Source organism: Iodobacter arcticus (genome assembly GCF_042664895.1).
In the GTDB taxonomy this organism is placed as follows: Bacteria; Pseudomonadota; Gammaproteobacteria; order Burkholderiales; family Chitinibacteraceae; genus Iodobacter; species Iodobacter arcticus.
Genome location: NZ_JBHTBQ010000011.1, coordinates 59,644 through 71,903 on the forward strand (window position 1 = coordinate 59,644; position 12,260 = coordinate 71,903).

At 47.3% G+C, this 12,260-nt stretch carries 9 protein-coding genes; 7 read left to right on the forward strand and 2 right to left on the reverse strand.

The window, feature by feature from the left end:
• Window positions 1-31 precede the first annotated feature (31 nt).
• The 6 genes from ACFQNF_RS06540 to ACFQNF_RS06565 all read left to right on the forward strand — a co-directional run bounded on the left by ACFQNF_RS06540 (window position 32) and on the right by ACFQNF_RS06565 (window position 7,798).
• Window positions 32-1,978 carry an NAD(P)-binding protein gene (locus tag ACFQNF_RS06540; RefSeq protein ID WP_380187073.1) on the forward strand — a complete coding sequence of 649 codons (1,947 nt, stop codon included), beginning with the start codon at window positions 32-34 and terminating at the stop codon, window positions 1,976-1,978.
• Window positions 1,979-2,253: 275 nt separating this feature from the next.
• Entirely contained in the window at window positions 2,254-2,457 is a 204-nt protein-coding gene (locus ACFQNF_RS06545) for a hypothetical protein (RefSeq protein WP_380187074.1), read from the forward strand.
• 392 nt (window positions 2,458-2,849) lie between these two features.
• Window positions 2,850-3,107: a hypothetical protein gene (locus ACFQNF_RS06550; RefSeq protein ID WP_380187075.1), complete on the forward strand. Its 258-nt coding sequence runs from the start codon at window positions 2,850-2,852 to the stop codon at window positions 3,105-3,107.
• 457 nt (window positions 3,108-3,564) lie between these two features.
• Window positions 3,565-5,091, forward strand: coding sequence for a Fic family protein (locus ACFQNF_RS06555; protein WP_380187077.1), 1,527 nt, complete (start codon window positions 3,565-3,567; stop codon window positions 5,089-5,091).
• A 651-nt stretch (window positions 5,092-5,742) separates the two neighbouring features.
• Complete coding sequence (locus ACFQNF_RS06560) at window positions 5,743-6,612, forward strand: hypothetical protein (RefSeq protein ID WP_380187079.1); 870 nt, start codon at window positions 5,743-5,745, stop codon at window positions 6,610-6,612.
• A gap of 4 nt (window positions 6,613-6,616) precedes the next feature.
• A complete protein-coding gene (locus ACFQNF_RS06565) occupies window positions 6,617-7,798 on the forward strand; it encodes a hypothetical protein (RefSeq protein WP_380187081.1) in 1,182 nt (393 codons plus the stop codon).
• A 224-nt stretch (window positions 7,799-8,022) separates the two neighbouring features.
• Here the strand turns inward: ACFQNF_RS06565 and guaA are convergent, their stop codons facing one another.
• A complete protein-coding gene (gene guaA / locus ACFQNF_RS06570) occupies window positions 8,023-9,600 on the reverse strand; it encodes a glutamine-hydrolyzing GMP synthase (protein WP_380187083.1) in 1,578 nt (525 codons plus the stop codon).
• A gap of 201 nt (window positions 9,601-9,801) precedes the next feature.
• On the opposite strand from guaA, the gene ACFQNF_RS06575 reads away from it, so the two are divergent.
• Complete coding sequence (locus ACFQNF_RS06575) at window positions 9,802-10,230, forward strand: GNAT family N-acetyltransferase (RefSeq protein ID WP_380187084.1); 429 nt, start codon at window positions 9,802-9,804, stop codon at window positions 10,228-10,230.
• Between the two features lie 91 nt (window positions 10,231-10,321).
• Here ACFQNF_RS06575 and ACFQNF_RS06580 read toward each other — a convergent pair whose 3' ends face one another.
• Window positions 10,322-11,896 (reverse strand): oleate hydratase, encoded by a 1,575-nt coding sequence (locus ACFQNF_RS06580; RefSeq protein ID WP_380187086.1) that lies wholly within the window; start codon window positions 11,894-11,896, stop codon window positions 10,322-10,324.
• Between the last annotated feature and the right edge of the window lie 364 nt (window positions 11,897-12,260).

Genomic DNA, 12,260 nt, shown 5'->3' on the forward strand with positions numbered 1-12,260 from the left:
TCATTCGATTCTTCATACAACAGGGACTTCCATGAGTATCACACGCAGAGACTTTCTTAACGGCGTAGCCATAGCGATTGCGGCGGGTGTCGCCCCCATTAGCCTGCTGCAAGCGGCACAAGGCGGCAATACGCTGGCCAACAAAACGCTAAGCTACCCACCCGCCCTCACTGGCCTGCGCGGCAACCATCCGGGCTCTTTCGAGCCGGCACACAGCGTCGCCTTCGGCGGCAAGCAATATAACTTCAAGGCAGCCCCGCTTGAAGGTGAGTATGATTTAGTGATCGTGGGCGCTGGGATTAGTGGCCTAGCAGCAGCCTGCTTTTATCAGCAATTACTGGGTGCTGATAAAAAAATCCTGCTACTCGACAACCATGACGATTTCGGCGGCCACGCCAAACGCAACGAGTTCACCACCCCTGATGGCTTGCTACTGGGCTACGGCGGCAGTGAATCCCTGCAATCCCCAAGCTCTGTCTACAGCCCAGTGGCACTAGAGCTGCTTAAGGCGCTTGAGGTGAACATCGACGAGCTGGCTAAGGGCTTCCAGCAGACCTTCTATCCAGATCTGGGCTTAAGTCGCGGCGTCTATTTCGATGAGAAACACTTTGGTGTAAACAAAATAGTAAGCGGCGATCCTGGCCACAGCGTGGCCGATGATATCCCGCGCGATCGCCTCAACGGCCGATCACTGGCCGCGTTTATCGGCGACTTCCCGTTTAATGACATCGACAAGGCCGCTTTGCTGGCCCTGCATGAAGAGAAAATCGATTACTTGAGCGGCATGACTCAAAAAGAGAAAGATCTCTGGGTGACCCGTAATAGCTACACCACCTTTTTGCGTGACAAGGTGGGCCTGAGCAAGCAAGCAATCGCTTACTTCCAGCAGCGCACCAGTGACTTCCAAGCGGTTGGCATCGACGCTACCGCTTGTTCTGATGCGCGGCTATGTGCCCTGCCAGGCTTTAGCGGCATGAACTTGACACCCCTTGATGCTGAAGAACAGGCAGAGCTGGACGACCCTTACATCTTTCACTTCCCCGATGGTAATGCGGGGCTGACGCGCCTGATGGTGCGCAAGCTTATCCCGCAGGTGGCCCCCGGCCACACCATGCAGGATGTGGTGTTAGCCAAGTTTGACTACAGCCAACTCGACCAGCCTAAACACAAAGTACGGTTGCGCCTTGGTAGCACAGCACTGCAGGCAAAAAACATCCGCCGCGCCGATAAAAGCAAGGGGGTCGAAGTCACCTACATCAAGGAGGGCAAACTTTATCGGGTGCAGGCCAAGCAGTCGATCATGGCCGGTTACAATATGATGATCCCCTACATCGTGCCCGAGCTACCGAAGCCTCAAAAGGAAGCGCTGCGCCAGAACGTTAAAGCCCCGCTGGTCTACGCCAATGTGGTGATCAAAAACTGGCAAGCCTTCGTTAAGCTCGGGGTGCATGAGGTTTATTCACCGGCGGCCCCCTATAGCCGAGTCAAGCTGGACTACCCTGTGAACCTTGGTGGCTACGAACATCCGAAGAACCCAGATCAAGCCATGTGCCTGCACATGGTCTATGTGCCAACCCTGCCAAATACGGGCCTATCAGCACGCGAGCAGTCCCGCATGGGGCGCGCCACAATCCTCGGCATGCCTTTTGAGCAACACGAGCAAATGATCCGCGAACAGCTGCAAGGAATGTTGGGCGGCGCAGGCTTTAACCATGAGCAGGATGTCCTCGCTATCACGGTAAACCGTTGGTCCCACGGCTACTCCTACAGCATTAACACCCTGTTTGATGATGAGGCACAGTGTGAGAAATGGATTGAGCTGGGTCGTCAGCCCATCGGCAACATCACCATCGCCAACTCCGACTCCGATTGGAGCCCGTACGCCCACTCCGCCATCGATCAGGCCTGGCGCGCGGTCAACGAGCTGGCCGCCATGGAACAGGGAGCGGCGCTCAAAAAGAAGGACACCAAAGATTGAAACAAAATCTAAAAACTTAATGGCATTTGGGAAGTTTGCTTAGGCCAATAAACTGCCCGCTCATGTAATCGGCGGGTGATTTTATCTATTAAGCTGCGTGAGGATATATACCGGCGGTAAGCAAAAAACCATACCCGCCGCCCTCACGCAACCTAAAACAGCCATCCCCCGTACCCCAATTTGCAAACCTTTATAAATTTTATCTTATGTAAAATGTAAGATCTGACCTCTTGCTTCTTCCGCTAACGCAAGAAATGCACACATAAGCCCATTTTTTGAAAGCAAACGATCTAGCCCATAACGCCATCAAGCAATTTCTGGAAGCGCCGGATAATGAGCTGGACAGCATTATTCGTAGCATTCGGCAGAATGGAAATACGCTATCTAATCAGCTTTGTAAGCAATATCCAATCCTTGCCGAGAATGCAGGAATTGGTGAACAGATTGTTGATGCGGTACAGCTGGCGTTTGGCGATTAAAAAATAATGGCTACAGCCAAAAACAAACCATCTATGAATTAACCGTGGTCTGTCCCCGGTTGTTGAATTTCGCGCTTTTTAATCAACGATATCTGGCGGCGTGGTGGGATTGTTCCCACTAATATCTCTTCGATGCAGGGCGGGTTAGCCAAAGGCGTGACCCGCCAATCTGATTCCGGCATAACAACGGGCGATCAGCGCGGGTTGATAAAACTAACCCGCCCTACACAGCGCATCTAACCCACCTCATCACAAGCAAACCAGCAAAGCCCACCAGCCCCAAACCCACCTGCTATAATCGTTTTTATTGGAAACCCCAATGGGGTCAGGTCTTACATTTGACATGAGTAATCAATTTAACTTGCTTTGCAAACCACTGTAAATTTCATCTGATGCAAAATGTAAGGCCTGACCCCATTGCTCCTCTCATTGCTCCTCTGGCCCTGCAGCAGGCTGGCCTCGACATCCCCGACCAACCCACCGCCAAACGTGATTTAAATAAAATCCAGCAGACCTTTAATGACTGGGCCAAAGAAACCGCCCTGCCCTATACCCATCTGGGAAAAATCGCCGCCTATTCGGTGGGGGTGAATTATGAAAGCCAGTTGATTCAGCAGGAAAGTAGTAAGTTTAAGGCGGTGATTGGGTGAGTGTGACCATCAGAAATCCAAAGACACCCTTGTTTGATAAACGTTAAGCCAAAAAACCCAATGGGGTCAAAACCCAATGGGGTCAGGTCTTACATTTGACATGAGCAATCAATTTAACTTGCTTTGCAAACCACTGTAAATTTTATCTGATGCAAAATGTAAGACCTGACCCCATTGCTTTTTTGACCCCATTGCTTTTTGGCGGCGTGGTGGGATTGTTCCCACTAATATCTCTTCGATGCAGGGCGTGTTAGCCCAAGGCGTGACCCACCAATCTGATTCCGGCATAACAACGGGCGATCAGCGCGGGTTGATAAACCTAACCCGCCCTACACGGCTCATCTAACCCACCTCATCACAAGCAAACCAGCCCACCAGCCCCAAACCCGTCTGCTATAATCGTTTTTATTAAAAAACTTCAATTTATAACTGTTTTTACGGCGGAGTAATCGATTTTATGGCTGAGATCGGCTATCAATGGCTATCGCTCACTTACAATGTCCATACAGTACATCCGCTGGCAGTACAGAGTGAGATCGGGCGAAACCGCTCCACGTCAAATGATGGCGACATTCGTTTTGAGATTTATCCAGAGTCATACCGCCCCCTTGATTCTTTTAGCGAGCAATTGGCTTTTGCCTTCAAATATGAAGGCATCCATCTAGAATTTTTGGCGCGGCTTTTTTCCCAAGCTTTGGCCAAGCAAGAGTTGGAGCAATGGATAGCGCGTGAACCAACGGGAAGTTACGCCCGCCGCGCCTGCTTCTTGTATGAATGGCTACTGGATGACACGCTAGATGTGCCTAATCTGACGCGAGGCAACTACATTGATGCACTCGACCCAGCGTTATATCTAGTCGGCAAGGCCATCAATTGCCCGCGCTGGCGTGTTCGTGACAATCTACCAGGCAATCGCGATTACTGCCCCATCGTTCGTCGAACCGCCGCCATTCAAGCGGCAGAGACCTATGATTTGCCCGCCAAACTGGCCGAGTTAGAAACGGATTTTGGCGTAGATCTGATTTTGCGCAGCACGGTATGGCTAACTGTAAAAGAAAGCCGCGCCAGTTTTCTGATTGAGCACGAACAAGATAAAGAAGACCGCATCCGCCGCTTTGCCGCCGTGATGGAAAACGAATGCGGGCAGCACGATAATCCATTCACGGCCGAAACCTTAAGCCTATTGCAACGCGGCATTTTGGGCGACATGGCACTGCGCTACGGCCTGCGCCATTCCCCTGTTTATGTAGGTCACTCGGCGCACTACCAAGCGGTTGTTGATTATATTGCTCCGCACTGGGAGCAAACTGGCGCGCTTCTCTCTGGGCTTGCACATTTTCTTGAACGCAGCCAAGGCGCATCGTCCATCGTGCGCGCCGCAGTAGCCTCTTTCGGCTTTGTCTATATTCACCCGATGGCGGATGGCAATGGCCGAATTTCGCGCTTTCTAATTAACGATATATTGCGACGCGATGGCCTCATTCCCGCTCCAATTATTCTGCCCGTATCGGCCACCATTGCAGACAGCACGCAGGCGCGCGCCGCCTACGACAAAGTGCTTGAGCGTTTTTCCCGCCGCCTGATGAAGAAATATACCGATCAATACTATTTTGGCGAGCCAGTCATCGCCGAGGATGGCGTTGAATACAATCTTTATTTCAGCGCTTATGATGATGCACTGCCCGCATGGCGCTACCCCGACCTTACCGCGCACGCCGAATATCTCGCCAAAATCATCGACACCACACTAACGCAAGAAATGCGCAAAGAAGCCCATTTCTTAAAAGCCAACGACCAAGCCCGCAGCGCCATCAAGCAATTCTTAGAAGCGCCGGATAACGAGCTGGACAGCATTATTCGTAGTGTTCGGCAGAATGGGAATACGCTATCCAATCAGCTTTGTAAGCGGTATCCAATTCTTGCCGAGAATGCAGGAATTGGAGAACGGCTTGTTGATGTGGTGAAGCAGGCTTTGGGCGATTAAAAAAATGGCGGCTACATTCAAAAAAAAGCAGCAGTGAATTAACCGTGGTCTGTCCCCGGTTGTTTCTGCCGGTTGTTTCTTGTCTTTTGCAATTTTATCTATTTACAACCAAAGAAACTAATCAACTCAGCCAGTAGGATAGAATTTAGTAAAAGACAAGGACTGCCCCCTCTACTTCCATGAATGAACTTGAAGTATCACCATGGCACCAGCGACTTCATTTCACCGGCCCCATAACCCCGCTTTGGAATAACCAATTGCATACCCTCGATTGGATATCAAAGCCTGTCTGGCAAGTTTAATATTCCAGCCCGTGCATCCTCTCAGATACAAAGCGAAATCGGAAAGTCCCACTCAACACCAATGGATCGGGATATTCGCGATCCAAAAACAACGTCTGAATTAACCGTAGTCTGTCCCCAGTTTTCAGCTTTTGATCATAAAAACTAGAAAAAACCCATTAATTTACTGACTATTAGCTTGCAAAAGGATATGCTCCAGCGATCTGACGAACGGTAGGTACATTCGAAGCGTAGCAACAATATCCCAAATACATAAGCCATAAATCAAGCGGGTGCAGCTCCATGCAAATGGTAATTATATTCCATACCCACTTAAAACTAAATATTTAGCGGAATAAGTACAATTACTATGAAAAAAATGGAAATTCACATGGATGGGGGAATGCTCAGTAGTGCTCATGAGGTGTCAGCCCGAACTCTAGGAAAGATTCTTACATCAACCCAAAGAGCCGTTGATAAAACCATTTATAATCAAAAGCATGGGTCATTAGAAAAATACTCTCAACTAAAGGCAGCTGAATTACATGAGGCCGATTTTATTGTTGAGAAATTCAAAGCTGGATCATTAATAATCCCTCTTAAACAGAAAATGGACAATGGCAATGATATTCCTTCGTTACTAAAGGGACACTTAAATGAATACTATTTAAAGTCCAAAGTGCAATTTAATAAGGAAGTTGCTCAAATTGACCTTACACTAAAACTTGATACGTATACATCAAGAACAAGATCAACACTAACAAGCAATGAGACCATTGAAAAAACAAAAGAAAAAGAAAATATTGAATACTCAAACTACGCAATAACAAAAGAGTTTAGTGATTTATTATCGATTGTCCGAGCAAAAAAGTGTAATGATGAGGCATTTGTTGAGATTAAATTTAACTCTGATTACATAATGACTTTTAGAAAATTTGAAAGCAATAATCTTCAAGAAATAATAGCAACAACAGGAGCGGGCACTCCTCTAATATATGAAGGTTATGTAACTTCTCTTGGTGAAAGTAAAAACCAACAGTTCCCATTTCAAATGAAAATCAGAAGAAAACATTCAGATAAAGAATTTAGTGTGCATATACGATCACATGCAGATGCTCAAGAGTGTAACCGTTTCAATACTCGTGATGTATTATTAAAATTCTGGGGCAGTCCCTTGATCAAAGGTAATTCAGCAGACCCAATTAGAGGTGATGTTTTTTTTCTTAACTTTATAGGATGAGCAAATGGAATACCTTAACGAAGGATTACTAGCCATATTTGGCACTGTGTTCGGTTTGGCTTTACAACGCTATTTAGATAGAGCAAAACCTTTAATTGAAGTTTCGAAATTTGGATTTAGCGGCAGCATTGTTGACATAGACAACAACTTACTTAAAGCAGTAGAAGATAGCCCATGGGAGATATGCATAAGCAAATACTCTTCATTTGAAGATTTAACATTATTAGATCAAAACGTAAGAAAGACAATTATCAAGTTAGAACGAGCACTGCAAGATATTGAATCATGGCTAAATATGCCAATCCAAAACTTGACAGGAAAGCAGTCCCGCACCTTGTTTTTTACGTCGAGCCCTTTCCTTTCACACCCAATTATATTTAACGTATTAATATCTTCAGTAGTTAGAGGTGAACTATCCGACTTACCAAAAATAGACGTGAATGAAGAACTTACTTTCAAAATAACCGAATCAGAATGCGAAGATAAAAAGACGTATTTTATTATATTCGGCTCTAAAACCAGAACAATTGATGCAAAAAAATATTACCCTCAAGACATAAATGAACAACTCGAATTATTAGCTAGGCTTATTGCTTTTTCAAGTACAGATTCAATTCACTACGCAATAAAAAAGGCTAAAGAAATAATTATCAAGGAAGTACAAAAGCTCAACAAGATAAGAGAGCTAGCCAGTACGGCATTAACAAAAAATGCTTGTCCAACTTTTATAATTACAGCATCAAACATGGGTAAGTCACCCGCTGTATTATCGCCAATATTTGTTGCTCGTTTAAATTATGGACATGAAGCAAAACAATTTTTAATGCATGCAACAGATGAAGAGAGAAAAAAACCAGAAAGTGACACTGTGTTTTCAAGTGGAATTTTAGATGGAAATACTCAGTCAAACTATATTAATATAGCAGCAGAAGATACGGTAACATTTAAAATAGTTTCAGAAGACGTATTAGGTGGGCAAGGCGATAAAATCGTAACACACTATGATTTAGGCTCACTTGAAGGTGTGATTTATGGCTGGACAACAAAAGAAAAAAAATTAAAAACATCACACTTAGTTATTGCAAAAACGATATCTCCCGATAACAAAAGTAGAATTTTAGCAAAAGCAGAAGGGAAATGGTTAAGGATAAAATCAATTATTGATGGCACGACAAAAATAGTTTAATTTATATTTTTTAATCACGAAAACACCCTGCATATTTGATAGGCAAGTATTGCCAAATCGCGACAAGCTAACGGTGTTTAGTCCTCGAAAACTCAGGGCAAAAGCAATCAACTGAACTAACCATAGCCCGCCCCTGATTTATCCACTCTCCCATCCCCAAAAACAACAAAACCCCCGCATTAGCAGGGGGTTTTTGTAATACTCAACAAACAACTAAAGCAGGATCATTCCCACTCAATCGTCGCAGGCGGTTTTCCGCTTACATCGTAAACCACGCGGTTAATGCCTTTCACTTCATTAATAATCCTGTTGGACACTTTGCCAAGTAAGTCGTAAGGCAGTTCGGCCCATTTGGCGGTCATGAAGTCAGAGGTCACCACGGCACGCAGTGCCACTACGTAATCGTAGGTGCGGCCATCACCCATTACGCCGACGGATTTTACTGGCAGGAAGACGACGAAGGCTTGACTGGTGAGTTCGTACCAGTTTTTGCCGCTTTTTTCATCGACCGTAGCGCGTAGCTCTTCGATAAAGATGGCGTCGGCAAAGCGTAGTAAGTCGGCGAATTCTTGTTTTACTTCACCAAGGATACGCACGCCTAGGCCTGGGCCTGGGAATGGGTGGCGGTAGACTAGCTCTGGGGCTAGGCCGAGCGCTACACCTAGTTCGCGCACTTCGTCTTTGAATAATTCGCGCAGAGGCTCCAGCAAGCTTAGCTTCATGGTTTCTGGCAGGCCGCCTACATTGTGGTGGCTCTTGATGGTGTGCGCTTTGCCGGTTTTTGCGCCAGCAGATTCGATCACATCAGGGTAGATGGTGCCTTGGGCTAGCCATTTTGCACTTGGCAATTTAGCGGATTCGGCTTGGAATACTTCTACGAATTCGCGGCCAATGATTTTGCGCTTGGCTTCTGGATCGGTAACACCGGCGAGATGGCCCATAAATTGCGCGGCTGCGTCAACGTGGATTACTTTTACGCCAAGGTGCTTGGCAAAGGTATCCATCACTTGCTTGCCTTCATTCAGGCGCAAGAGGCCGTTGTCGACAAATACGCAAGTCAGTTGATCGCCAATGGCGCGATGGATCAGCGCTGCGGCAACGGATGAATCTACGCCGCCAGATAGACCCAAGATCACTTCGTCTGTGCCGACTTGTTCGCGGATTTTAGCTACGGCTACGTCGATGTAGTTAGGCATGGTCCAGCTTGGCTTTGCGCCGCAAATATCCAGCACAAAGCGGTTAATCATTTCACGCCCTTTCAGGGTGTGCGTCACTTCTGGGTGGAATTGCACGGCGTAGAAGCCGCGTGCTTCATCAGAAATAGCGGCAATCGGGCAGGCTTCATTGCTGGCGATGACGGAGAAGCCCGCTGGCAGCGCGGTAACTTTGTCACCGTGGCTCATCCAGACTTCTAGCACGCTTTGGCCTGCGCTATTTTTGCGATCTTCAAGGCCGCCGAATAATTTGCTGCTTGCTTGCGCGCCAATTTCGGCAAAGCCAAACTCGCGCACCGTGCCTGCTTCTACCTTGCCGCCTAGCGATTCGGCCATCCATTGCATGCCGTAGCAAATACCGAGTACCGGCACGCCCAGCTCAAACAATTTAGGATCGGCTTGATAATCGCTCTCGTAAACCGAATTTGGGCCGCCAGAAAGAATAATACCGGTCGGCTTAAATTCACGAATAAAATCAATCGACACATCAAAAGAATGCAGCTCAGAATACACATGCGCTTCGCGAACACGGCGGGCAATCAGCTGAGTCACTTGCGAGCCAAAGTCCAAAATCAGAATTTTATCCATGCTGTCAAAATCTTTGATGTTTAAATAATCGCCGAATTTTACCTTGCTCAGCCCATTGCGGCTAGCACGTATTCAGCAAACAGCGGCTGCACGTGCAGATTTAGCCAATCGCAGCACGATAGCTGATTTTCTTTCCCACAAAGCAAGCGCAATAAATGCCAAAGGGATAAACTTGTAAGCACTACGCCAAGGAGTGCCGCCATGCCCATCAGCGATTACCATATCAGCACCGATCAGCAACGCTTTGATCTAGATGCCATTCATGCTTTCCTCAGCCAATCTTATTGGTCACCCGGCATTTCACGCGATACGGTAGCAAAAGCCACGCAAAATTCGCTGGCTTTTGGTGTGTTTTTGGGGGACCAACAAATTGGCTTTGCACGAGTGATTACGGATAGGGCCAGCTTTGCTTATTTAGCTGATGTGTATATTTTGGACACGCATCGCGGCCAAGGCTTAGCCAAGTATTTAATCGCCACCATTCAGGCCCACCCCGATTTGCAAATGATTCGGCGCTTTATGCTGGCCACCAAGGATGCGCACTCGCTGTACACCCAATTTGGCTTTACTGAACTTGGCAATCCTGCACGCTTTATGGAAATCAACCTGCCTGCGATTTATCAGTCTTAGATTAGTAAGCAAGTTGGCTGGATAAATACCGCCAGCAGGTTGCGCTGGCAATGTTTTAGCCAGACTAGCATTGGCGCTAGTCTGGCTAAGCTTATTTCAGCGCCTTTAGCAACGCTTCAAACTGAACCTTTACCGATTTATCATGTGCTGTAATCGGTGGCACCTCGTGATCTATTTTCAGTAATTGATACACCGCCAATTGCGCCACCCGCACGGAATATTCCACGGTAAAAACCACGTCCTCAGGAATTTCCACAAACTGGCTGATGAAAGCCAGATTCTTGGATTCAGCCGGCACAGGCAGTGGCCGATCACCCAGCTGGCGTGGCATAAACATGCTGGTGATATAAGGCATGCGGCAGGGAATGCAATTAGCGGTTTGCACCGTATCTAGATCAAAACGCAAGTGGCCGCATAATTCACGCAGGATTTCTTCGCCGTTGCAATCTGCCATCGGTTTGGCAACAAAATTACCGACTCGATCTGGGGATAGCGCATACCCCCAGAACACTTGCACATCAGCAGGCTGATTAGCAAAGTGCGGTTGATGCGGCAGAACGACAGACATCAACCAGTTGGAATCCTTAAATGTGACCAAGCCGCCCGTACCCGGCTGATTACCGCTGAACGCGATCATTTGATTGAAAAAAGCAGGATCGCTCAGTGTGACGGTAAACGACTCCCAGAGCGATTGAGCGATACGGCTATTAAACGTAGCAGGATTACCGAATTCTGGCCGGCCAGTGGCAATTTTTCCCCACAAATCCCAGCCTCCGCTATGCGCTTTATTGCGTTTTTCAGGTGCGCTTTGCATCGAGCCAAGGCTGGATGCATCGGTCATGGACGCATTTTGGAAAAAGACCAAATCGCCTGCGCCAATATCAATAAACCCGGTGTTGCCATCGTCCCTTTGGTAATGCAGGCCAGTGACGGTATGAGCGCCTTGCTCAGTTTGAATATCCATATCGGTGACGGTGCAATTCATTTCAAAATGCACGCCTTGCTCTTGTAACCAGCGTTGCAGCGGCAGCACCAAGGAATCATATTGGTTGTAGATGGTGCGTTTCACGCCTGCCAAGGTTTCAATGCGCGAAAACTCCATCATAAAACGATGCAAATAGCGCTTAAATTCAACCGCGCTGTGCCATGGCTGGAAGGCAAATGTGGTAACCCACATAAACCAGAATTCAGATTCAAAAAACGCGGGTGACAGCCAATCGGTAATACAGTTGGCACCCAGCTCCGCTTCATCGGCACTGCTTAATTTGAGCAATTCTAGGCGATCCTGCATGGAGAAACCCATGGAGCTGACGTGAACTTTGGCGCGCCGGCAATCAACCAAACGCGCCATAGCATGCGATTTGAATATTTCGTTAAATTCAATGGTTTCTTGAAATACCGTTTTTTCTGGGGTAATGATGGAGGGGATCGTTTTAAATAAATCCCAAGTGCATTCGTAATTATCGGTGGTGAGCATGCGCCCGCCGCGCAAGGAATAGCCCATCCTGCCGTCACCATCGGCGTCCAAACTGCCACCTAATCGCGGCAGCGCTTCCAGTATGCTGATGTTTTGTGCAGGAATGCCGCCATCACGAATCATAAAAGCAGCAGCAGCCAATGAACCAATTCCGCCACCGATCAGGGTAGCTTTGAGTGTTGTTCCCATTATTTTCTCCTGAATGCGTCATCACAAATCCGCGATTCAATTTAATAACGCTTGAAGTACAGGGTGTCACGATGCCAAGGGGAGAAAATTGATATGTATCAAGATCTGGTAGAAGGTGTGCGGCCGCTCTAATCAACTTATTCCTTGCACTGAAGCGCGGAAACCTCAGTATTTTCCATCTATTAAGCAAGGGCATTACGAATTCACCCTTATATAAATCAAGCCCTAAGCGCCACGTGCAGAGCGCTGGCAGGTTCCAGCCCAATCCTATCAACTTAAGGCAAAAAAACAGGACCAAGCCTGGTTTTGCGTAGGGTGTGCAAGTCGTTTTTCTTGCGCACCGTTTTTGGTGCGCAACGACTAC